24 protein-coding genes and 2 tRNA genes are annotated in these 22,403 nt (G+C 63.3%); 12 read left to right on the top strand and 14 right to left on the bottom strand.

What is annotated here, in order from left to right; all coding sequences use genetic code 11:
* A partial coding sequence (locus P8X75_11135; GenBank protein ID MEJ1995743.1) for a hypothetical protein occupies positions 1-302 on the top strand: 302 nt, incomplete at its 5' end.
* A gap of 156 nt (positions 303-458) precedes the next feature.
* On the opposite strand, the gene P8X75_11130 is transcribed toward P8X75_11135, so the two are convergent.
* Together P8X75_11130 and P8X75_11125 are read right to left on the bottom strand one after the other, a co-directional pair.
* Positions 459-2,150 carry an ABC transporter substrate-binding protein gene (locus P8X75_11130; GenBank protein ID MEJ1995742.1) on the bottom strand — a complete coding sequence of 564 codons (1,692 nt, stop codon included), beginning with the start codon at positions 2,148-2,150 and terminating at the stop codon, positions 459-461.
* Between the two features lie 102 nt (positions 2,151-2,252).
* Positions 2,253-3,482, bottom strand: coding sequence for a bifunctional alpha/beta hydrolase/OsmC family protein (locus P8X75_11125; GenBank protein ID MEJ1995741.1), 1,230 nt, complete (start codon positions 3,480-3,482; stop codon positions 2,253-2,255).
* A gap of 102 nt (positions 3,483-3,584) precedes the next feature.
* Here P8X75_11125 and P8X75_11120 point away from each other — a divergent pair, with 102 nt between their 5' ends.
* The 5 genes from P8X75_11120 to P8X75_11100 all read left to right on the top strand — a co-directional run bounded on the left by P8X75_11120 (position 3,585) and on the right by P8X75_11100 (position 7,934).
* Positions 3,585-4,184, top strand: coding sequence for an NUDIX domain-containing protein (locus tag P8X75_11120; protein MEJ1995740.1), 600 nt, complete (start codon positions 3,585-3,587; stop codon positions 4,182-4,184).
* Between the two features lie 128 nt (positions 4,185-4,312).
* Positions 4,313-5,326 carry a cysteine synthase A gene (locus P8X75_11115; protein ID MEJ1995739.1) on the top strand — a complete coding sequence of 338 codons (1,014 nt, stop codon included), beginning with the start codon at positions 4,313-4,315 and terminating at the stop codon, positions 5,324-5,326.
* Positions 5,327-5,339: 13 nt separating this feature from the next.
* Entirely contained in the window at positions 5,340-6,047 is a 708-nt protein-coding gene (locus P8X75_11110) for an alanyl-tRNA editing protein (GenBank protein ID MEJ1995738.1), read from the top strand.
* A gap of 6 nt (positions 6,048-6,053) precedes the next feature.
* The gene (gene sseA / locus P8X75_11105; GenBank protein ID MEJ1995737.1) at positions 6,054-6,911 is read left to right on the top strand and encodes a 3-mercaptopyruvate sulfurtransferase; all 858 of its coding nucleotides are present in this window, start codon (positions 6,054-6,056) and stop codon (positions 6,909-6,911) included.
* 12 nt (positions 6,912-6,923) lie between these two features.
* Positions 6,924-7,934, top strand: coding sequence for a GNAT family acetyltransferase (locus P8X75_11100; protein MEJ1995736.1), 1,011 nt, complete (start codon positions 6,924-6,926; stop codon positions 7,932-7,934).
* A gap of 42 nt (positions 7,935-7,976) precedes the next feature.
* Here P8X75_11100 and P8X75_11095 read toward each other — a convergent pair whose 3' ends face one another.
* The 5 genes from P8X75_11095 to P8X75_11075 form a co-directional block, all read right to left on the bottom strand.
* Positions 7,977-8,771, bottom strand: coding sequence for a hypothetical protein (locus tag P8X75_11095; GenBank protein MEJ1995735.1), 795 nt, complete (start codon positions 8,769-8,771; stop codon positions 7,977-7,979).
* 184 nt (positions 8,772-8,955) lie between these two features.
* Positions 8,956-9,735: an amino acid ABC transporter ATP-binding protein gene (locus P8X75_11090; GenBank protein MEJ1995734.1), complete on the bottom strand. Its 780-nt coding sequence runs from the start codon at positions 9,733-9,735 to the stop codon at positions 8,956-8,958.
* 15 nt (positions 9,736-9,750) lie between these two features.
* Positions 9,751-10,869, bottom strand: coding sequence for an amino acid ABC transporter permease (locus P8X75_11085; protein MEJ1995733.1), 1,119 nt, complete (start codon positions 10,867-10,869; stop codon positions 9,751-9,753).
* Between the two features lie 10 nt (positions 10,870-10,879).
* Positions 10,880-12,070: an ABC transporter permease subunit gene (locus P8X75_11080; GenBank protein MEJ1995732.1), complete on the bottom strand. Its 1,191-nt coding sequence runs from the start codon at positions 12,068-12,070 to the stop codon at positions 10,880-10,882.
* A gap of 367 nt (positions 12,071-12,437) precedes the next feature.
* Positions 12,438-13,457: an amino acid ABC transporter substrate-binding protein gene (locus P8X75_11075; protein ID MEJ1995731.1), complete on the bottom strand. Its 1,020-nt coding sequence runs from the start codon at positions 13,455-13,457 to the stop codon at positions 12,438-12,440.
* A gap of 308 nt (positions 13,458-13,765) precedes the next feature.
* Between P8X75_11075 and metC the strand changes: the two genes are divergently transcribed.
* Together metC and hisI are read left to right on the top strand one after the other, a co-directional pair.
* The gene (gene metC / locus P8X75_11070) at positions 13,766-14,962 is read left to right on the top strand and encodes a cystathionine beta-lyase (GenBank protein MEJ1995730.1); all 1,197 of its coding nucleotides are present in this window, start codon (positions 13,766-13,768) and stop codon (positions 14,960-14,962) included.
* Complete coding sequence (hisI, locus tag P8X75_11065; GenBank protein MEJ1995729.1) at positions 14,959-15,324, top strand: phosphoribosyl-AMP cyclohydrolase; 366 nt, start codon at positions 14,959-14,961, stop codon at positions 15,322-15,324. The genes metC and hisI overlap by 4 nt, the downstream gene beginning before the upstream one ends.
* A 17-nt stretch (positions 15,325-15,341) precedes the next feature.
* Here the strand turns inward: hisI and P8X75_11060 are convergent.
* From P8X75_11060 to P8X75_11030, 7 genes are all read right to left on the bottom strand, one after another.
* A tRNA-Arg gene (locus tag P8X75_11060) sits at positions 15,342-15,418 on the bottom strand.
* A gap of 72 nt (positions 15,419-15,490) precedes the next feature.
* Positions 15,491-15,796, bottom strand: coding sequence for an ETC complex I subunit (locus tag P8X75_11055; GenBank protein ID MEJ1995728.1), 306 nt, complete (start codon positions 15,794-15,796; stop codon positions 15,491-15,493).
* 130 nt (positions 15,797-15,926) lie between these two features.
* Positions 15,927-16,322 carry a hypothetical protein gene (locus P8X75_11050; GenBank protein ID MEJ1995727.1) on the bottom strand — a complete coding sequence of 132 codons (396 nt, stop codon included), beginning with the start codon at positions 16,320-16,322 and terminating at the stop codon, positions 15,927-15,929.
* A 126-nt stretch (positions 16,323-16,448) separates the two neighbouring features.
* Complete coding sequence (locus tag P8X75_11045; protein MEJ1995726.1) at positions 16,449-16,952, bottom strand: hypothetical protein; 504 nt, start codon at positions 16,950-16,952, stop codon at positions 16,449-16,451.
* A 94-nt stretch (positions 16,953-17,046) separates the two neighbouring features.
* Positions 17,047-17,123 (bottom strand) — tRNA-Pro (locus tag P8X75_11040).
* A 115-nt stretch (positions 17,124-17,238) separates the two neighbouring features.
* Entirely contained in the window at positions 17,239-17,724 is a 486-nt protein-coding gene (locus P8X75_11035; GenBank protein ID MEJ1995725.1) for a DUF192 domain-containing protein, read from the bottom strand.
* Between the two features lie 44 nt (positions 17,725-17,768).
* Positions 17,769-18,947 (bottom strand): acetoin utilization protein AcuC, encoded by a 1,179-nt coding sequence (locus P8X75_11030; GenBank protein ID MEJ1995724.1) that lies wholly within the window; start codon positions 18,945-18,947, stop codon positions 17,769-17,771.
* 88 nt (positions 18,948-19,035) lie between these two features.
* Here P8X75_11030 and P8X75_11025 point away from each other — a divergent pair, with 88 nt between their 5' ends.
* From P8X75_11025 to P8X75_11010, 4 genes are all read left to right on the top strand, one after another.
* Positions 19,036-19,788 (top strand): ABC transporter ATP-binding protein, encoded by a 753-nt coding sequence (locus P8X75_11025; protein MEJ1995723.1) that lies wholly within the window; start codon positions 19,036-19,038, stop codon positions 19,786-19,788.
* Positions 19,785-20,540, top strand: a complete 756-nt coding sequence (locus tag P8X75_11020; GenBank protein MEJ1995722.1) for an ABC transporter permease — start codon at positions 19,785-19,787, stop codon at positions 20,538-20,540. The genes P8X75_11025 and P8X75_11020 overlap by 4 nt, the downstream gene beginning before the upstream one ends.
* A gap of 33 nt (positions 20,541-20,573) precedes the next feature.
* Complete coding sequence (locus P8X75_11015) at positions 20,574-21,347, top strand: methyltransferase domain-containing protein (GenBank protein MEJ1995721.1); 774 nt, start codon at positions 20,574-20,576, stop codon at positions 21,345-21,347.
* Between the two features lie 248 nt (positions 21,348-21,595).
* On the top strand, positions 21,596-22,192 hold the full coding sequence (locus tag P8X75_11010) for a carbon monoxide dehydrogenase subunit G (protein MEJ1995720.1): 597 nt from the start codon (positions 21,596-21,598) through the stop codon (positions 22,190-22,192).
* Positions 22,193-22,403: the final 211 nt, after the last annotated feature.

The raw sequence follows: 22,403 nt of genomic DNA, 5'->3' as shown, positions 1-22,403 counted from the left end.
CCCAATGGCTTCCGGCCTTTTTCTTATATTTCGTCATCATGCCTCGTTCACAAGATTTAACATTAATTCCGGTCCTGATGGCCGCGCCGTTAAGATTCCTTTCAAGGGCGCCTGGCGATCATCGGGAGCTCATTCTTGGGGGGAAGAGTGACTTGATACTGGAGGATGATCTAGTGACCGAGGGAACCATGTCCGGACTGCAGAAATCATTGCTGCTGCTCCTGGTCGGACTCTGCGGTATGTCCGCTGCTTCTTACTTCTCGACGGGGAGCCCCTTTACCGTCCTGCAAGTGCTCTTTTAGGAGAAAGCGGCGTAGACCCTGCCCAGGACCGACAGGCCGAGAGAGGCCGCAGTAGAGCGACGAATGCTTGCCTGATTGCTTCTATCGGGGCGTGGTAGGCGGGGACGAAAGCGCCCGCCTCCACGCCCCGATTTTTTTGAAAGGCGCCAAGCCGGCTTACGCCAGCCAAACCTTATTGAACTGATGATACTGGGTGGGGTGAGCGGGATAGCCCTGAACCTTCGACTTGGTAATGGTCAGGACAGGCCTCCAGAGCGGTTGCAGGATCACCGCAGCCTCCTGCAGCCGCCGCTCCACCTCCTCCATCTTCTCGCGCCGTTGCTCGACGTCCAGAGTTGCCTCTGCCTCGTCAAGGGCGGCATCGAAATCGGGATCGCTGAAGTGCGTTTCGTTCCAGGGAACGCCGCTCCGGTAGCCAAGCGACAGCGACATGGTGCCGAGTGGCCTATGGGTCCAGGCGGTCGCGCCGAAAGCCGTCGTCTTCCAGATGCCCCAGTAGTCGGAGGGCGGCATGACGTTGACCGTCAGATTGATCCCGACCTCCGCCAGTTGCTCCTTTATCGCTTCGCAGACCGTCTGGTGCCATGGGCCATCGGTGTTTCCGACATCAATCGTGAGGTCCAACTGCTCATGCCCCGCCTCGGCCAGCAATGCGCGGGCCGCATCCGGGTTCCGTTCCATGGGGGGCAGTCGGAAATACTCCGGATGCAACGGAGCGACATGGTGATCCTCCGCGACGACGGCCCCCACCGGAAAAGCGCGCCGCATGACCGCCTCCCGGTCGACGCTCAACTGAATCGCCTTACGAACCCTGGGGTCGTCAAAGGGGGGCTGACTGACTTGCATGCGGCACACCAATGTCTGCGCCGTCTGGGCCAGAATGATCTTCGCATCCAAGAGGGAGCGGGCCAGATCCAACTGCTCGATACCGAACTCATAGATGGCGTCCACCGCACCGGAGGCCACGGCCTCCAACTGCGCGGCCTCATTGAAGTTGTAGTAATGGATCTCGTCCAGGAAGACGTCACCGCCCCAGTACTCGAAGGGCTTCCCGTCGCTGGTCTCGGTAACCCGCTTCAGGATGCAGCGCTCCCCCACGATCAGTTCACTGAGGGTAAAGGGGCCCGTGCCGATGGGGTTTTCTGAAAACGGCGGCTCGAAAGAAGGATGCAGGATCGCCGCCGGGTAGTTGTAGCAGTCCTCAGGCACCGACAAGACGGGCTTCTGGAGGCGCATCACCAGCGTGCGATCGTCCGGCGCCTCAATGGATCCGGGCAGCATTGTAAGCTTGCCGTCCTGAAGCGTCGTCATGGCCGCAAAGGTGGAAAGACCGGTAACCCCGCCCGCCCCTAAATCCGGGTCCATGGCGCGTAGAAAGCTCGCGCGGACGTGCTGGGCGGTCAGCTCCTCCCCGCTATGCCAACGCACGCCGGGACGGATCTTGAAGGTCCAGACCGTCAGGTCGTCATTGGCCTCCCAGCTCTCGGCCAGCATCGGCCGGGTTATGTTATCGGTGCCGGTAAAGGTGAGGTACTCGACGATGTGACGGGTCTGGTTGGACATTTCGACCCAAGCGTAGGTCGCCGGGTCGTCCATTGGCTGGACCTGCATGGCCACCCTCAGCACGCCGCCCTTTTTCGCCTCAGGGGCCGCTGCCGGAAAGGGCGTACCCTCCTCCGCACGCGCCGGGGCCGGCAAACCCGCCATGGCGTAGGCGGCCCCCGCTCCCAGCCCGAGCAGCGCGGCGATCCGGACGAACTCGCGCCGGTCGAGCCGCCCGCGCGTCATCAGGTCCTTGGCCTCGTCGATCTTTGGATGATGGGGCCCGCGGCCCGCGCTCGCGTCCATGATAATCCGGTCCTGTCCGCCAGGAATTCAGGGTGGCCAGCGCGCGCAGTCTCTGCAACGAAACGCCAGCCACTATAGTCAACAGGTCCTGAGCCGCGAGGGCTAGCCCTTTCTCTCCCGAGTCCGAATCTTTATCTCATTCTCCAATGTCCGGTGCACGGGGCACATGTCCGCGATCTCCAGGAGCCGCTCACGTTGCGCCTCGTCCAAGGGACCGCTCAGGGTCAGTTCGCGCGATATCTCGTCGACCTTGCCTTCCTTCGTAGCGCAGTCACTGCAGTCCTCTGCATGGATGCGGCCATGGTCGAGCGCAACGCTCACACCTTCGAGCGGCCAGCCCTTCCGGTCCGCGTACATACGCAAGGTCATGGAGGTACAGGCCCCAAGTCCCGCCAGAAGGTACTCATAGGGGCTGGGGCCCAGGTCCAGCGCGCCCTCGACGCTCTTCGGCTCGTCGGCGAGGAGGCGGTGGTGGCGCGCCAGGACTTCCTGGGTGAAGCGGCCCTGTCCGGTGGAGCGAACCACCACGCCCTTCACCGGCTGCGTCTCCTTCTCGTCCTTCTCTGCGCTGGGCAGATAGCGGGCGGCCCAGGCGGCCAGGACCTCTGCCACATAGCCCGCATCTTCGTGGCGGCTAAGCAGATGGTCGGCCTTGTCGAGAGAAACGAAGCTCTTGGGGTGTTTGGCCGCAACGAAGATCTGCGTTGCGTTGTCGATGCCCACCGTCTCGTCCAGGGGCGCATGAAAGACCAGAAGCGCGCGCTTTAAGGAGGCGATGCGCCGGCTGAGCCTTTGTTCCCTGACGTCGTCTAGAAACTGCTTCTTGATCGTGAAACTGCGGCCTGCGAGTTGCACCGAGGCCTCGCCCTTGGCCTCGATCTCCTCAAGGTTCGGCTGGAAGTTATGGGCGACGTGCGCCGGATCGGCGGGCGCGCCGATCGTCGCCACGGCTTTGCACTCGGGGATATCGCCCGCCGCTGCCAAAACGGCGGCACCGCCCAGGCTGTGGCCGATCAGGATGGCGGGCCCCTGGTAGTGCTGCCGAAGGTGCTCCGCGGCGGCCAGCAGGTCCTGGACGTTGGATGAGAAGTTGGTGTTGGCGAACTCCCCTTCGCTGGCGCCAAGGCCGGTGAAGTCGAAGCGCAGGACCGCGATCCCCTTTTCGGCCAGGCCGCGCGCAATGCGGGAGGCGGCAAAGATGTCCTTTGAACAGGTGAAGCAGTGCGCGAAAAGGGCATAAGCGCGGACCGGGCCGGCCGGACTGTCGAGCCGGGCCGCCAGAGCCTGCCCGTCAACCCCCGTGAAAGTGATCTTGCTGCTTTCGATGGCCATCCGCCCTTCTCCCTCTTTTGCTGTGCAGGAGAAGGGTTACATTCCCCGAGGCTACTGGCCAAATAACGTTTTGATTACGCCATCTTGAATAAGGATCCGCCCATGCCGCCGAAAGCCATCGAGATTCTGAAGCGGGAGACGATCTATGAAGGATTCTTCAAGCTCAACCGGGTGAGCCTTCGTCATGAGCTCTTCAACGGCGGCTGGTCGGGGGAGATGGAGCGCGAACTCTTCCAACGCGATCCCGTGGTTGCCCTCCTCCCCTACGACCCCGTGGCCGACGCCGTGCTGCTGATCGAACAGTTCCGGCTGCCCGCCCACGAAAACGGCATGGAGGCCTGGCAGGCCGAGATCGTGGCCGGGATTGTCGAGCCGGGCGAGGAGCTTGAGGAGGTCGCCGCGAGAGAGGCCGAGGAGGAAGCGGGCTGCCGTCCCAAAGCGCTCGAGAAGATATTGACCTACATGCCAAGCCAAGGCGCCTGCACCGAGATCGTGACGATCTTCGCAGGATGGATCGATTCCCGGGGGCTGGGCGGCGTCCACGGCCTCGATCACGAGCACGAGGACATCCTGGCGCGCGTCGTGGCCTATGAGGATGCCGTGGAGCTCCTGGCGACGGGAAGGATTCAGAACTCGCCGGCCATCATCGCGCTTCAGTGGCTGCAATTGAACAGGGACCGGTTGCGCGCGCTCTGGCGCTGACCCACCATCGAACCCGGCGGCTTGCCGCTGCCGGTTCCGGGGATTAGGCTTGCCGCCGCGGCGAGCAGGCGCCGGAAAGCCCTTCCAGCGGCTTATAGAACAACAAGGATTGAGGAAAGCTCCCTCCCATGATGATCCGCGACGGCTTCATCGGCACGATCGGCAATACGCCCCTCATCAAGCTTCGCCAAGCTTCCGCGGAGACGGGCTGCGCTATCCTCGGCAAGGCCGAGTTCCTTAACCCCGGCGGCTCGGTAAAGGACCGGGCGGCCTTGGCCATCATCAAGGACGCCGAGGAGAAAGGACAGATCCGCCCAGGCGGGGTCATCGTGGAGGGCACCGCCGGCAATACGGGCATCGGCCTCGCCCTGGTCGGGCGCGCCCGGGGATACCGCAGTCTCATCGTCATCCCCGAAACGCAGAGCCAGGAGAAGAAGGACATGCTCCGCCTCTGCGGCGCGGAGTTGAAGGAGGTTCCCGCGGTTCCCTTCAAGAATCCCGAGAACTACGTCCACGTCTCCCGAAGGATCGCCGAGGAACTGGCGTCCAGCGAGCCCAACGGCGCCTTCTGGGCCAATCAGTTCGACAACACGGCGAACCGCAAGGGCCACTACGAGACGACCGGGCCGGAAATCTGGGAACAGACCGATGGCAAGGTGGATGGCTTCATCTGCTCGGTCGGCACAGGAGGCACGCTCTGCGGCACGGCGATGGCGCTGAGGGAGCGCAATCCCGCTGTTATCATCGGTCTTGCCGATCCGGACGGCTCCGCCATCTACAGCCACTTCGCTAAGGGCGTGTTGAAGGCGGAGGGCAGCTCCATCACCGAAGGCATCGGTCAGGGCCGGATCACAGCGAACCTGGAAGGCCTCTCCGTCGACCGGCCCTTCAACATCCCCGACAGGGAAGCGATTCCCCTGGTTTTCGAGATGGCCGAAAAAGAAGGGTTCATCCTCGGCGGGTCCAGCGGGATCAATGTCGCCGGCGCGATCCGCCTGGCCAAGGAACTCGGGCCGGGGCACACCATCGTCACGATCCTCTGCGACTATGGTACGCGCTACTCCTCCAAGCTCTTCAACCCGGACTTCCTGCGCTCGAAGGATCTGCCGGTTCCGGCGTGGGTCGAGGCCCTGGGACAGTAAGAAAGGCATTCCCATGACAGCCCTCTATCAAGACGACTCCTACCTGACCGCCTGCGAAGCCGAGGTTCTGCGCGCCGACGAGAACGGGGTCGTCCTGACGCAAACGGTTTTCTATCCGACCGGTGGCGGCCAGCCGGGCGACAGCGGCAGTTTGACCACGCCCGAGGGTCAGGTCTTCCAGGTGGTCGAAGCGCGTAAGGGTCCAAACCCCGGCGAGGTGCTGCACCTTTTGGCCGAAGGCTCGCCCTTGCCCCCGGAAGGCGCGGCGGTGAAAGCCGAGATCGATTGGGAGCGCCGCCACCGCCACATGCGCATGCATTCCTGCCTGCATCTTCTCTGCTCGCTGATCGACGGAGAGGTCACCGGCGGTTCGGTTGGCGACGGCAAGGGCCGCCTCGATTTCAATCTCCCGGAGTCTCCGGACAAGGAGGCGTTGCAGGAGGCCCTCACCCGCCTGATCGAAGAGGACCATCCTGTACGGCCGCGCTGGGTCAGCGATGAGGAACTGAAGTCCAATCCCGATCTGGTGCGCACCATGTCGGTCAGCCCGCCCACCGGCTTCGGACAGGTGCGCCTGCTGGAGATCGAGGGCGTGGACCTGCAAGCCTGCGGCGGCACCCACGTTTCCCGCACCGGGGAGATCGGCAAGGTTCGCGTCGGCAAGATCGAGAACAAGGGAAAGCAAAACCGCCGCATCAATCTCATTCTGGAAGAGGCCTGATACCCCATGCCGGACAACAACAGCGCCATCGTCTCCGTCGCTTGGCTCGCAGAGCACCTCGACGCCCCCGATGTCCGCATCGTGGACACCACCTTCTTCCTGCCCAACGAGGGGCGGAACGCGGCTGAGGAATACGAGGAAGAACATATCCCGGGCGCGGTCTTCTTCGATATCGACGAGATCGTGGACAGCGATTCCCCCCTGCCCCACATGCTGCCTTCCCCCGAAAAGTTCGCTTCGCGCGTCCGCAAGCTGGGACTGGGCGACGGCAACCGCATCGTGGTCTACGACCGCCTGGGCATGCGCTCCTCGCCGCGTGTCTGGTGGAGCTTCAAGGTCTTCGGCCACGACGACGTGGCCGTCTTGGATGGCGGCCTGCCGAAATGGAAGGCGGAAGGCCATCCGACCGTCAGCGGCCCTCAGCCATCTGTGGGGGAGCGGCACTTCACCGCGCGCATGAACGCCATGATGGTGAAGGAGCGCGACCAGATGCTGAGCAATCTGGAGCGCGGCCGTTTCCAGGTACTGGACGCCCGCTCAGCCGGGCGCTTCAAGGGCGAGGAGCCGGAACCTCGCCCCGGGCTTGAAGGCGGGCATATTCCGGGGAGCCTGAACCTGCCTTTCACCGACGTGATCGACAGCGCCTCAGGTGTCCTCCTGCCCCCTCACCTGCTGAAGGAGCGTTTCGAGCGGGCCGGCCTGGATCTCTCGAAGCCGGTGGTGACCACCTGCGGATCGGGTGTCACCGCGGCCGTCCTCGCGATGGCCTTGAATGAGATTGGCCACAAGGACATCGCCGTCTATGACGGGTCCTGGGCCGAATGGGGCGATCCGGCGAACGAACTCCCCATCGAAAAGGGTTGAGGATATCGCACCATGTCGCTTGCCGACCCGCTCGACGGATTGGAGATCAGAAGCTACCAGGAGAGCGACTACGACAGTCTGGTCGCCCTCTGGGAGACCCTTGGACTTGTGGTCTGGTACAACAAGCCCGAGCGGGACATCGCGCTTTGGATGGCCAGCGCCGACGCCGACATCCTGATCGGTGAAGTTGAGGGCCGTTTGGTCGCCTCGGTCTGCGTGGGCCATGACGGGCACCGCGGCTACTTCTACTATCTGGCGACGGCGCCGGAACTGCAGCGGCGCGGCCTGGGCCGGCGCATGGTGGCGGAGGCCGAAGCCTGGCTCAAGGATCGCAACGTGCCGAAGGTGCAGCTCTTCGTGCGGCCCACGAACAAGCAAGCAAACGGGTTCTATGAAGCGCTCGGTTACGAAATAAACCCCTGCCGTATCTGGCAGCGCTGGTTGATAGACCGGGGGGAAGCCCCGCCGGAAGCCAAGGCCGCCCGACTGGCGGTCACCATCACCTATCTGGAGATGACCGAGCGGCACCCCTCTCCAAAGCAGCCGCATCCCACCAAGCAGAGCTACGCGCTGCTGCGCGCGGACGAGCCGCCGATTTCCTTCTACCGCTATCTCTACAACACGGCGGGCCGTCCCTGGACCTGGTACGAAAGACGCATGAAGAGCGACGAGGAACTGCTCGCGGTGATTCACCACCCGGCGGTTGAGGTCTACGTCCTCTACATCAACGGCGCACCGGCCGGCTTCTTTGAATTGGACGCCCGCCGCGAAGGCATTGTGGACCTGGCCCTGTTCGGCCTGCTGCCCGAGTTTGTCGGGCGCGGCCTCGGCGGTTGGCTGCTGCAAAGCGCCATAGATCTGGCATGGGACAAGGGCCCGAAGAAGCTGACGGTCAACACCTGCACGCTGGATCACCCCAAGGCGCTGCCGCTCTATCAAAAGATGGGCTTCCAGCCGACCCGTCGCGAGGACTTCACGATTGACGACCCCCGCGAAACCGGAGTGATTCCCTTAGAAGAGTGAGCCTCTCAGAAGAGCGAAGCGGCGCTTGCCGTTCGGGGCTTCTTACTTGCCGGGATTCTTGATCTCGCGCGCCCGCCAGAAAGCCTTGTCGGTGGCGAGATAGGAGGCATCGATGTTGCCGCCGCCACGGTCGGGACGGATGTAGTGCATGACCGTGGACAGGGTTTCCTCGTCCAACTCAAGCCCCGCGAACTCAGCCACCTGGCGCGCAAAGGACTCGCGCAAGCGCAGCGCCCGTTCATAGCTGATGAGAAGCAGGGGCGCCTTATTCGACTTCACGAAACGCACCAACTGCATCTGATGATCGAGATAGGCCTCGATGCTATCCAGATGCTCGGTCTGGCTGCGGAAGTTGATGCGCTGCGCTGCCGCCATGTGATCGCGGAAGATCATCAGAAAATGGGGATTCCTGAGCGCCGGGTAGATCTCCTGGATGTAGAGCCTGGAGTGCGGATCCTTGAACCCCCAGACCGCCTTCTCTTCATTACGCCTGCGCACCAGCTTGCGCAGTTCCTCGAACTTCGAATCGATCGGCCGGCCTTTCGAATCATGCAGCGGCTGGAGGGACGCGGCGAGCCTTGGGAACTCGTAATCCTCCTGATTCGCGTCGTCGTAGTCGTCCCCCATGTTGACGCCCATGATGCGCAAGGCGCCTGCCGTCATGGAGGTGCCGCCGCTGGGCATGCCGAGGACGATCAAAGTGCGCTTTTCGGCGGGCTTGGGCGCCCGGATCACGTTGCAAGGCAACAACATCTTCTTGTTCACGTCACCGGGCTCCAATTCCATCCCAAGCGCAAGCCTGAGGCCGTTCCGCAAGCGCTTAATCGCCATAGACATACTCAGTTCTCCTCGACCGACCCATGAGCACCAAGCTGGTCAGCACATAAACTACCATGCAGATAGCAGGCAAGGCGGCGCCATGAAAGGGAAAGAACCAGGGGCAGGAAGGAATTGACCGGTCGAATGGCAGCCCGACGGCGGGTCTGACCGCCGGCAGGCTGCTGTCATCCGCTAAAGGGGATCAATGCCCCAGGATCTGGCTCAAGAAGAGCTTGGTGCGGTCGGACTGAGGATTGGTGAAGAAGGGTTCGGGCTTGTTCTCCTCGATGATCTCTCCGCCGTCCATGAAGATCACCCGGTCGGCCACGGTCCGCGCGAAACCCATTTCGTGGGTGACGCAGAGCATGGTCATGCCGGTCTCGGCCAGCGAGATCATGGTGTCCAGCACCTCCTTGATCATCTCGGGATCGAGAGCCGAAGTTGGCTCGTCGAACAGCATGATCTGAGGTTTCATGCAGAGCGAGCGGGCGATGGCCACACGCTGCTGCTGACCGCCCGAAAGCTGACCCGGGTACTTGTTCGCCTGATCGGGAATCTTGACGCGGGTCAGATACTCCATGGCGGTCGCCTCGGCCTCCCTCTTCGGGACCTTGCGGACCCAGATCGGCGCCAGGGTGCAGTTCTCCAGCACCGTGAGATGCGGGAAGAGGTTGAAGTGCTGGAAGACCATGCCGACCTCGCGCCGGATCGCGTCGATGTTCTTGAGATCGTTGGTCAACTCAATCCCATCGACCATGATGGAGCCCTGCTGGTGCTCCTCCAGCCTGTTGATGCAGCGGATCATCGTTGACTTGCCCGACCCCGAAGGCCCGCAGATCACGATACGCTCGCCGCGCTGGACCGAAAGGTTGATGTTCTTGAGCACGTGGAATTCACCGTACCACTTGTGCATCTCGGTGATCTTGATGGCGATGTCATCGCTTATCGCCGACTCTTTTCTCTCGATTACCTGTTCTGACATGTTTCTTGGCTCCCTTTAGCGCTTATGCCCGGTGTGCAGCTTCTTCTCCAGGTACAGCGAGTACCGGGACATGGCGAAGCAGGAAATGAAGAAGAATACGGCGGTGTAGATGTAGACCTCGACCGCCAGTCCGTTCCACTTGGGATCGGCCAGCGCCGATTTCATGACGCCCAGCACATCAAGAAGGCCGATGATGATGACCAGCGTGGTGTCCTTGTAGAGGCCGATGAAGGTGTTCACGATCCCGGGAATCGAAATCTTCAGGGCTTGAGGCAGCACGATCAGCCGCATGGACTGCCAATAGGTCAGTCCCATGGAATCCGCCGCTTCGTACTGCCCTTTTGCTACCGCCTGCAGACCGCCGCGAACCACCTCGGCGATATAGGCCGAGGAGAAGAGCGTCACCATGATCAACACCCGCAACAGCAGGTCGAACTCCGTGCCCGGAGGCAGGAAGTAGTTGAGCATGGTCGAGGCGATGAACAGCAGCGCGATCAAGGGCACGCCGCGGATGAACTCGATGAAGCCGACGCAGACGATCTTGACCGCCGGCAGGTTCGAAACCCTTCCGAGTGCGAGAACGATACCCAGAGGCAGCGACCCCACGATGCCGGTCACGCCGATGATGATCGTCAGCATGACGCCGCCGAACTTGTTGGTCTCGACCGGCTCCAGCCCCAGACCACCGACGACCAGCCAGGCCGCCAGGAAGGGATAGATGATCGAGAAGATCAGCATCGGCTTGCGCGCCGGGAACTTATCGAAAAGAAGCGGTCCCAGGGCCACGAAAAGCAGCACGAAAGCCAAGTTCGGCCGCCAACGGAGTTCATCGGGATAAAAGGCGTAGAGCGACACCTGGAAGCGTTCGATGATCACCGCCCAGCAGGCGCCGTCGCCCAGGGCCTGACACTCCTGGCGGTCTTCCGCGAAGAAGACGGCGTCAAAGATCATGAAGTCCAGGACCTTGGGCACGATCATCGCCAGGACGCCCAGGGCGGCCAGGGTGAGGATCGAGTTCCCGATCGATGAGAAAAGGTTGGCCCTGATCCAGCCCACAACGCCCGTCGTGAGCGCGGGCGGCGGAAGATCCGGATGCTTTCCGGGGGCGTAGGTCTCTTGCGTTGTATCGGTCATGTCCCGCCCCCTATCTCTCAACCAGCTTGATGCGCTTGTTGTACCAGTTCATGAACATCGAAATGCTGAGCGAGAAGCTGAGATAGATGATCAGCACCAAGGCCATGCACTCCATCTCGCGGCCCGTCTGGTTCAGCGAGATGCCGCCGATGGTCGCCACGATGTCCATGTAACCGATTGCGATCGCCAGAGAAGAGTTCTTGGTGAGGTTCAGATACTGGCTCGTCAGCGGCGGAACGATCACCCGCAGCGCCTGCGGAATGATGATCAGCTGCAAGGTCCGGTTCGTGCGCAGGCCAAGCGCCCCCGCCGCCTCCGTCTGCCCATGGGCGACCGCCAGGATGCCCGAGCGGACGATCTCTGCGATGAAGGCGGAGGTGTAGATCGAGAGCGCTAGCCAAAGCGCCAGGAACTCCGGCTTGATCGAGAAGCCGCCGGCGAAGTTGAAACCCTGCAACTCCGGAATGCTCCACTGGATCGGAAGACCGGTGATCAGGAACACGATGGCCGGGAAAAGGAATATGGCGCCAAGCGACGTCCAGAGCACCGGCAGGATGCGGCCCGTCTCCTCCTGGATCTTCTTCGCGCGCCGCTTGAACCAGATGGAAAAGCCGATGCCGCCGACAAAGGCGAGCGCGGTCGCCAGGAAAAGCGGCTCGAAATTCGCGCTGGGCGCATAGAGGCCGCGATTGGACAGGAAGAAGATGTCTCCGAGGCCAAGGGCATCCCGTACAGAGGGGAGCGTCCCGACGACGACGCCGTGGATCAGCAGGATCCACAGCAGCAGCGGCACGTTCCGAAGGGCCTCGACGTAGCAATAGGCGATCCGGTTCACCAACCAGTTCTTCGTAAGGCGCAGAACGCCCACGATAAAGCCCAGGATGGTCGCCAGCATGATGCCCGCAACCGCCACCAGCAGAGTATTCAGCAGACCGACGATCATCGCCCGGAAGTGAGTCGAGCGCGAATTGTATTCGATCAGGGTCTGGTTGATATCGTAGCTGGCAGGCTGCCAAAGGAACTCAAAGCTCAGGTCCTTGCCGATCGCCTTGAGGTTCAAGTAGGCGTTCACGCCGAGATAGAAGAACAAGGCGAAGAGCGCGCCGATCGTGATGATCTGGATCATCACCGAGCGCGATTCCTTGTCGTTCCACAGGCGTGAGACCGCGCTTCTTTTATCCGAAGAGACTTGCGCCGTCATGGAAGCATCCCGATTCCTGTTCGTTATTATTCGACGAACTCCCAACCGTCCCCAACGTTCCAGAAGGAATAGCTGTAGGGCGGCAAGGCGACCCGGCGAAAGGCCGGATCGGATCGAAGCCGTGACGCAGGCGCGGAAGCACTTCTTGCGTGCTTGCCGCCAACCCTATCGCTTGTTGAAGCCCCCTAGCTCCAGCATCCCCTCGCGCAGGGTGTCCGACCTCTGAGCAGTTCATCCCCTGCGGTCTCTTGAATGGACCGCTACGGGTAAGAGCCAAATGGCTCGGCGTCTTCAAAACCAAAACCGGCGGCGCGTAGCGTTCAAAGACGCTCCACGCCGCCGGTCGGTTTTCAAGCTCCGGTCAACCTTAGCGGATCGGCGGGGCGTACATCAGGCCGCCATCGGTCCACTGAGCGTTCAAGCCACGCTCCAGGCCGATGTCGGTGTCCGGGCCGATGTTACGGTCGAAGATCTCGCCGTAGTTGCCCGAAGCCGCAACAGCCTTGACCAGCCAATCGCTCTCCAGGCCGATCATCGCACCGAAGTCGCCCTCGGCGCCGGTCATGCGATCGACGTCGGGGTTGCCGGTGACGCCGGAGGCCATGTCCATGACGTTATCCTGCGTCAGGCCATACTCCTCGGCGGCGATAAGGCCGATCAGAACCCAACGGACAATGTCCGCCCAGGCATCGTCGCCCTGACGGACGGCCGGGCCCAGGGGCTCCTTGGAGATGATCTCGGGCAGAATGATGTGGCCCTTGGGATCATCGAAGGTGGCGCGCGTAGCGGCCAAACCGGAAGCGTCCGTCGTGTAGACGTCGCAACGGCCGGCCAGGTAGTTGGTGCGTGCCTCTTCGTTGGTCTCGATGGGAACCGGCTCGTATTCCATGTTGTTCTTACGGAAGTAGTCGGCCAGGTTCAGCTCGGTCGTGGTGCCGGTCTGGATGCAGACCGAGGCGCCGTTCAGCTCCTTGGCGGAGGAGACGCCGAGACCGGCGGGAACCATGAAGCCCTGTCCGTCGTAGTAGTTGACGCCCAGGAAAGTCAGCTTCAGGTCCGCATCGCGGCTCATGGTGATCGTGGTGTTGCGGTAGAGCACGTCACCTTCGCCGGAGTTCAGCGCGGTGAAGCGGGTCTTACCGGTGGTCGGCACGAAGTCAACGGCGTCCGGATCGCCCAGGACGGCCGCCGCAGTGGCGCGGCAGAAGTCAACGTCGAAGCCATTCCAGCGACCGTTCTCGTCAGTGTAAGCGAAGCCGACCAGACCAGTGGTCACGATGCAGCGAAGCTTACCGTTGGCTTTAACGTCGTCCAGGGTCGCGGCCTGAGCGACGGCGGAGCTGATCAGAAGACCGGCTCCAGCAGCCAGAATAGATTTGAGATGCATGGTTTTTCACCTTCCCTGTAGTGCCTTGATTGATGTTAGACCCGGTTCCTCGCCAAAGCCCCAAGGCAGCGGCTGGCGCTTGCGAAACCGACAGCAAACCATGCGATAGTTGGACGGGAAAGGCAACAGGCTTGACCGGCGCGCGAATATGGCTCAGTCGGTGAACAAGTTTTATTTTTGAAGCAAGGACTTATGCCATGATTGTAGGGATAGGATTCAGGCGTGCGCTGCTTAAGCGGTGTCTCATGAGCGCGTCGCTAGCATTGCCTGAAACGGCCCGCCCGCAAGGCAACTAGCAGGAACAAGCGATGACCCGAAAGACCCGTGACCGCCTTCTAACACGCTTGCAGCGCAGCGGCCGGCACCCCGAAGACTGGGACGGCTCGCTCAACGTTCCGCTGCACAGGGCCTCCACCATCGCGTTCGAGAGCATCGGCGACTATGAGAAGCGCCCGCCCCGCGGTTCAGGCCGCGCCAGCTACGGCGTTTCCGGCACGCGCACCCACTTCGCCTTTCAAGAAGCGATCAGCGAGTTGGAGGGTGCGGCCGACAGCATCACCCTCTCCTCCGGTCTGGCTGCGGTCACCATGGCCCTCCAGGTCTTCGTGGAGGCGGGCGACCATATCCTGGTGACCGACAGCATCTACTTTCCGGGCCGCCGTTTTTGCGACCGCGTCCTAAAGCGCTACGGGGTCGAAACCACTTACTACGATCCGCTGATCGGCGCCGGCATCGAAGATCTGGTCCGGCCGAACACCAAGCTCATCTACATGGAATCGCCAGGCTCGGCGACCTTCGAGGTTCAGGATGTCCCCGCCCTCGTCGAGGTCGCCAAGCGCCATGGCATCCGCACGGCCTTCGACAACACCTGGGCGACGCCGGTCTATTTCCGCCCCATCGAATTCGGCGTGGACGTCTCCATTCAGGCCGGAACCAAATACATTGGGGGCCATGCGGACATCATGCTCGGCTATCTCTCCCTGGCGCCCGAGGTGGCGACGCAGGTGGTGCACGAGACGCTCTACCATGGACACTGCTGCGGCGTTGAGGAGGCTTACCTCGGGCTGCGCGGCCTGCGCTCCCTGGCGCCCCGCCTGGCGCAGCACGGCGCTTCGGCCTTGAAGGTCGCCCGCTGGCTGGAAGCGCGGCCGGAGGTCGCACGCGTGCTCTATCCGCCGCTCGAAAGCGATCCGGGCCACGCCCTTTGGCAGCGCGACTTCGAAGGCGGGACCGGGTTGCTGGGCGCCGTGCTCGCCGAGCCGTACGGCAAGGACGCCGTGGCCGCGATGATCGACGGCTACGAGCTTTTCGAGATCGGGGCCAGTTGGGGCGGCTTCGCCAGCCTTGCCGTCACCGCCTATCCGGAGAAATATCGCCTGCCGGGCGGTTGGGAGGCACCGGGCCCCCTGATCCGCTACCATATAGGTCTGGAGGACCCGGACGATCTCATCGCCGATCTGGAAGCGGGATTCCAGCGGCTGACCCAAGCGAGTGGAGCGACATGACCGACGTAAGCTACAGCCTGCCGGAAACCCTGGCGTCAGAGATCGCCTTCGACGCCCGCGGGCTCGTGCCCGCCATCGCCCAGCAGCACGACAGCGGCGAGATCCTGATGATGGCCTGGATGAGCGCCGAATCGCTCGCCGAAACGCTGGAGACGGGACAGGTGACCTACTGGTCGCGCTCCCGCCAGGCGCTCTGGCGTAAGGGAGAGAGCTCCGGGAACGTCCAGAAACTGGTCGAACTGCGCGTAGACTGCGACGGCGACACCCTGCTCCTCCTGGTCGACCAGACCGGCCCCGCCTGCCACACCGGCGCCCACAACTGCTTCTTCCGGACCTGGAAGGATGGCGCGCTGGCGGAGTGAGGGTTCGCGGGGGCCTTTGGCGCGCCCGGTAGGATTCGAACCTACGACCGCTCGCTTAGAAGGCGAGTGCTCTATCCAGCTGAGCTACGGGCGCTTTGAGGCTGTTGGGCAGGCAGAGAGTTAGGCTGGAGAGTTAAGCTGGAAAACAGGGGGCCGCGCTAGACCGTCAGTGGGTCCAGCGCCCCAGTCTGCTGAAGGCGAAGTTGTCGGCGTAGGCCTTGGGCTTGATGGTGCGGGTCTTGGGCTCTTCCACGCTGTACATAAGGCCGTGCTTTTCGGCGTAGGCCACCGCCTGTTCGCGGCTGTCGAACCAGAGCCGGACCTGGTGGCGGGTTTCCTTGGCCGAGGTCCAGCCCATCAGCGGTTCGATCTCGCGCTTTGCGCCGGGCTCGAACTCCAGGAGCCAGCGGTCGCTGCGCGCGCGGCCGGATTGCATGGTGGTCTTGGGCGGCTGGTAGATACGAACCTGCATGGTCTGGCCTTCTGCTCGATCAAGCGACGGTCGAGGTGAACGCTTCGCGGTCCCTCCTACTTACGGGCTTGAGCGCTTTCAGGCAAGTCCGGCGGTCCGATGCGCCGCGGCGGGCGGGACGCGAAGCCCCTCAATCAACCCAGTCGGTGTTGTACTGCTCCTTCTCCGCTTCGCTGCGCGGACGCAGGAAACGCATGACCTCGAAGATCGAGCGTCTGCGGGTGGTCTCAAAGACAAGGGAGTCCTTCCGCAAGAGCCGATAAATCATGGTGAGCAGAATAAGGATGCCGATCTCGATGAAGAAGACGATGTCCGGCGTGATCATGCCCATCTTCAGGCAAATGAAGATGAAGATATGAGAGATGAGAAACACCGCCGCGATCATGTAATAGGGGTCGTTGCCAGCCCGGTGGTACTCCTTGGTGAGGGTGTCGCCGGTAACCTTGTCGACCACCTCAAAGGTGATTCCGCCGCGCGACATGACCTCGCGCACCATGAAATCGTAGATCTGTTCCCTGCCGGACATCGTATCCTCCTCGAACCAGACTGAGCGAAGGCCGCCAGGCAGTCGGCCCTCGCCTCCAGGATGACGATAACCCCAGGGTGGTTAAAATATCCCTAAAACGCTGGAGATATGGACGGAGCCAGGGGCTTAGACCTTGTCGCCGCCCAGACAGGCCCGCCAGCGGTCTATCCCCTGCTGCGCGCCGTGCAGGGAAAAGCTGTCGATCTTCCGGCCGGAAGCCTCGTAAAGAACGGCTTCGCCGCGCCAGAGGAACTCCTTGATCAGCGTCCACTGGGGCCCGATCTCCAGGCTGGCTTTCGTGGGGCGGTCGACGTCCAGGGTGAGTTCTTGGGGCTCGGCTCCGTCGAAGGCCAGAAAAACCCGCAAGCTTCCGCGTTCTCCGGCAATGCCGGAGAGGTCTTTGGAATAGAGAAAGAACTCGCTGTCGGCAGCGCCGCTCTCGGTGTCGATCTGGGACTTGAAGCTGATCGAGAAACCTCGCGGGCCGGTCGTCATGATCTGGCAGTTCAGCCACCAGCCCGAGGTTTGGAAGTAGGACCAGTCCCCATACTCCTGCCACAGGAAGTTCGCCCGCGCCGGCAAAGCCGGCAGGAGCAGAAGGAGGGCGATGCAGAGGGTGATGAAACGCAATTGACCGGCTTTCCTGGATAAGGCTTCTGGACGTGAGCTTGGGCGGCCAGCGCCGCTTTTCCAGCCCACCGCCGCCGAGAAGGGGGAAAGCAAGTGGTCGGGGAGACTGGATTCGAACCAGCGACATCCTGCTCCCAAAGCAGGCACTCTACCAAGCTGAGCTACTCCCCGAGCCGTCAGAGTTGTTCTTTAAGGCTTTTGAGCCCGAAGGCGCAAGGGTGCTCGTTTGGCGGCCCCCGAAGCGCGCCCGTGAGCGCCCCCGATAGCGCCCCCGGGAACAGGAGCCCTATGGCTCCAGGCCCGTTCCGAACGCCTTGTAGAGAACCTTCGAGCCGGGCGTGATGCCAAGCTGCTCGCTCAATCCGCCATTGATTTCCAGCACGGCGCGCGCCGGACCGTCTGATTCGACGGTATCAAGGCTGCGCGGCGGCACGCGTTCGGCGATCTTTTCAATGGTCCCGTCCTCGGCCACGAAAAGCATGTCGAGCGGGATCAGGGTGTTCTTCATCCAGAAGCTGGCCTTGCGCGGCGGATCGTTGAGGAAAAGCATGCCCTCATCGGGTCGCAGGGCCCGCTGATGCATCAGACCGAAGGCCTGCTGGCGGGGCGTGACGGCCAACTCAACGAGGAAACCGAAGCGCTCTCCCTCGAGCGTTTCCACCACGATCCGGTCCCGGTTGAAGGCCGGGCGGTCCTCAGGCTGCTGCGCCGCCAGCGGCAGAGCCCAAAGTGCAAAAATCGCAAAGAGAAAAATTCGGCGTGAGAGCTTCATGGGCCCAAGACTGCCCGACCAGGGCGGCGCCGGGCAAGCCCGGATCACCTCGCCAGAACCTCCCGCGCCAGCCCCCTCACCTCCGGGCGCACCGGACCGCCCTTGGGCCTGTCGGCCAGCGTCGTGAACCATTCCTCCGGGGGATTGCGGCCCTTGCTGTGGCGCCAGGTCAGACCCCGCATGAGGGCCTCGGCCGCTTCGGGCAGACGTTCGGGAACCGGGCGGTCGTTGAGCTGGGCCCAGACCCCGCTCCAGCACCGGCCCACGGCCCAGGGATTGTAGCCTCCGCCGCCCAGGACCAGCAGACGGGGCGACAGCCGCCGGACCGCTCGCACCACCTGCCAGAGCGCAAGATTGGAGAGCGCCAGGCGGCTCAGCGGGTCGTCCTCGAGGCCGTCGCAGCCGCATTGCAGAACAATCGCATCGGGTGCGAACTCCTCAATGAGCGGCAGAATCGCCCCTTCCAGCAGGTAAGCCATCTCGCTGTCGTTGAAGCCGGGCGGCACCGGAAGGTTGCGCGCCTGTCCTCCGCCCCGGTCGTGCAAGCCGCCGAGCGCCCGGCCCGCCTGCATGGGCCAGCGTCCATCCTCGTGGACAGACAGGGTGAAGACCCTCGGTTCCTGCTCGAAGGCGATCTGCACGCCGTCCCCGTGGTGCGCGTCGACGTCCAGGTAGAAGACCCGCTCGCAGCCGTTGTCGAGCAGGCTGCAAACCGCCAGCACGGGATCGTTGAAATAACAAAAGCCGCTGGCGCTATCCGCTCTCGCATGATGCGTCCCGCCGGCCGGACTGTGGATGACGCCGCCCTCGCGCAGCAGCTTCCCGGCCAGCAGGGAGGCGCCCGCCGCGGTCGCAGGCCGTCTGAATACCTCCGGGTACACCGGATTTCCGGCGACCCCGAGATTGTAGCGTTGCTTTTGAAAATCGTTGGCCTGCTGGGTCTCCTCCACCGCCTGCACCGCCGCGATGTAGGCCGGGTCGTGGAAGCGGCCCAGATCAGCGGGCGTCGCGCGGGGGCTGTCGATGTAGTTCCCGTCGTCGAGCCAACCGAGGGCGCGACAGAGGTCGATGACGGTCGAGACACGCGGGATCGCTAATGGATGGCGGCTGCCATAGCTCGATGAGCGGTATATCTCGCTCCCGATCATGACCGGCCGCCGGCGCGGATCGGGAAAGCTGCCGGGCGGCGGGTCATAATACCTGCTGGACGCGGTTTCTCTCATGGCTTCAGAAGGTAGCGTTCCCGGCGGCACCTGCAAGCTTGCAACCGCGCTTGCAACCGCGCCGGCTTGCAATAGTCTTGCTCGGACCATGACCGCCTCTCCGCCCCCCTCTTTAAGATTGCGCAGCGCCCGCCTCGCCTTCGGCGGCCGGGCGCTCTTCGACGGACTGGATCTCGACCTGGAAGCAGGCCGGACCACCTGCCTGCTCGGTCCTTCGGGCGTTGGCAAGTCGAGCCTGCTTCGCCTGATCGCGGGCCTGGATGAGGCCGCCGAGGGCGAGGTCGCCGACAGCGACGGCCTGCCGCTCCAGGGTCGGTTCTCCTATATGGCCCAGCAAGACCTGCTGCTTCCCTGGGCCAGCGCGCGCGAAAACGTGCTTCTGGGCGCGCGGCTGCGCGGCGATCTCTCGCCGGAGGACCGCCGCCGCGCTGACGCCCTTTTGGATAAGGTCGGCTTGTCGGAAGCGGCGGACCTTCGCCCGGCGGCGCTCTCGGGCGGCATGCGCCAAAGGGTGGCGCTCGCCCGCACGCTTTTCGAAGACCGGCCGCTTGTCCTGATGGACGAGCCCTTCTCCGCGCTCGACGCGATCACGCGCTTTCAACTGCAAGCACTGGCCGCCGGCTTGCTGGCGGAGCGGAGCGTTCTCTTGGTGACGCACGACCCCTTGGAGGCTCTGCGCCTGGGCCACCGGATCCTGGTCCTTTCCGGGCGTCCCGCCCGCCTGACGGTGGCCGAGGCGCTTCCCGGCGCGCCGCCGCATGCGCCGGACGACCCGCGGCTGATGCAGTTGCAGGCCGATCTCCTGACCCGGCTCGCCGAAGCAAAGGATCTCAGCGCATGATGCGTCTCTGGAGACCCTTTGTGGTTCTTGCCGGACTGGTGCTGCTCTGGCAGCTCATCGTCTGGGTCACCGATGCGCCACGCTATATTCTGCCCGGGCCGCCCGCCGTGCTTAAGGCCTTGGCGGTCCACGCCACCTCTCTCGCCGGTCACGCGGGCGTCACCCTGGCGGAGATCCTCCTCGGCTGGCTCTTCGGTTCGCTCCTTGGCTGCGCGGCAGCGATCACGCTGATCTCGGCGCGCGGTCTTCGCCCTTGGCTGCTGCCGCTGCTGGTGGCCAGTCAGGCGATCCCGGTCTTCGCCATCGCGCCGCTGCTCGTCCTTTGGCTTGGATACGGCATGGCCTCGAAGGTCGCCATGGCCACGATGATCATCTTCTTTCCCGTGACGGCCGCCTTCTACGACGGCCTGCGGCGCGCCGAACCCGGCTGGCTCGATCTGGCCAGCAGCATGAACGCCTCACGCTGGCGGCGGCTGCGCTACATTCAGATCCCGGCGGCCCTGCCCTCTCTCGCATCGGGCTTGCGGGTGGCGACGGCGGTGGCGCCGATCGGGGCAATCGTCGGCGAATGGGTCGGCTCTTCGGCGGGCCTCGGCTACCTGATGCTTCACGCCAACGCGCGCCTACAGATCGACCTGGTCTTCGCCGCGCTGTTCCTTTTGGCCATTTTGGCTATTTCCCTCTATTATACAGTGGATAGCCTGTTGCGCGCTGCGATCCCCTGGCAAAGCGACGCGGTGGAGCGGCGCTAGCAACGGCTGAACGCGAGCAGGAGGTGCGGAGGGATGCAGGACCCGCGCAGCGCCGAGACAGCGGCGGTTTTCTCCCAACAGGCGGCGGCCTACGCCAGCAGCCAGAGCCATGCCTTCGGCGGCGACCTCGATATTCTGGCGGCCTATGCGGAACCCGGTCAGTACTATCTCTGCCTGGATGTCGGCTGTGGCCCTGGCCATACCGCCTTCCGCATCGCCTCCAAGGCGAGCGTGGTCATCGGCGTGGACATCGCCCAGGGCATGCTGGCCAAGGCCCGCGAGCTGGCTGTCCAGGAGGAGATCAACAACGTCGTCTTCCAGCAGGCACACGCAAGCGCCCTGCCCTTCCAGGACGGCAGCTTCGACCTGATCACCTGCCGCACGGCCGCCCATCACTTCCATGACCTTTCCGGATTCCTGTCGGAAGCCCTGCGACTATTGCGCCCCGACGGGCGGCTGGTGCTGGACGACACCCTCGCCCCGGACGACGCCGAGGCGGCCGAGGTCATGCAATCGGTCGATCTCTTGCGCGACCATAGCCATGTCGGGAACCTGACGGCGGCCCAGTGGCGCGATGCCGTCACCGGCGCCGGGTTCAGGATCGCCCGCGATGCCCTCTATGAAGAGCTTCAGCCCATTGACGCCTGGTTCGACCGCATGGCCGTATCGGCGGAGAGCCGGGAGGAAATCACAGCCCGGCTATTGAAGGCTCCGACCGCAGTCCGGGAAAGGCTGGTCGTGCTTGACGGACAAAGGATCACCCACCTTCGCCGCGCCAAGATCATACTGCGCGCCGAACGGGGCTGAACCGCCGAGGGCTTGCTTGCGCCTTTGGCGCTTGAGGCTGCCAAGCGACCAGGAAGACGGGCCGACAATCTGGAGGTCAGTTTCCCTCCCGCTGCAACTGCTGCTGTCCCAGAGACGCTTGCCGCCCGCTGCTTGCGGCGCCTCGGGGGACAAGTTACCGTTTGCTCCATATCATCCGACAGCAGGTGAGATCGGCGAGAGGTGAGCGCCGCCGCCTGAGCAAGAACCCAATAAAGGAGAGACAAACCATGCAGATGTCCGGCGAGCGCCGCATTCCCGCCCCGCGTGAGAAGGTCTGGGAAGCCCTGAACGACCCGGAGGTCTTGAAACAGTCGATTCCCGGGTGCCAGAGCCTCGAAAAGGATGGTGACGACAGTTTCTCCGCCAAGGTCAAAGCCAAAGTCGGCCCCGTTTCCGCAACCTCGGTGAAGCTCGAAGAAGACGGCAGCGACACCATCCTCAAGTACGACGTGGACGCCAAGGTCGGCGGCAAGCTGGCGCAGATTGGCTCGCGCCTCGTCGACGGCACCGCCAGGAAGCTTTCCGAAGAGTTCTTCGACAACTTCTCCGCCATCGTGGGCGGCGGCGGTGCAGCGGCCCCCGCCTCCGAAGAACCGCAAGCGGAGGCAGCGGAACCGACCCCCGCAGAGGAACCCGCAGCGCAAGAGACGGCAAGCGAGGAGCCGGTCGCTCCCGCGCCTGCCGCGGCAGCGCCCGCTGAGCCGCAACCCGAAGCGTCTTCGGGGTCGGCGACACCTGATCGCAAGGGCCTGCCGGCCATCGTTTGGATCGCCGGTCTGGTCGCTGCCGTGGCGGCCCTGCTTTACCTCTTCACTGCTAACTAAGAGGCCGCAAAAAGGCCGAGGCGCGAGCCGGCAAGGCGGCGCCTTCATCCTTTAACAGCAGCGGCCTTGACCGGAGCCGCCGCTTGCACCCAAAATCCGGTCTGAAACGAACAGCGGCGCCGGCCGCATGGAACAAGAAAAGCTAATATTACAAATCACTTAAAGAGTGTTATCCAGGGAGGAACGAGAATGCCAAAGGTCTCCATGAAGG

It is taken from the genome of Limibacillus sp. (assembly GCA_037379885.1).
Lineage (GTDB): Bacteria > Pseudomonadota > Alphaproteobacteria > Kiloniellales > CECT-8803 > JARRJC01.
Note: the sequence above shows the minus strand (reverse complement) of the source record. Positions and strands in the feature narration are given on the sequence as shown.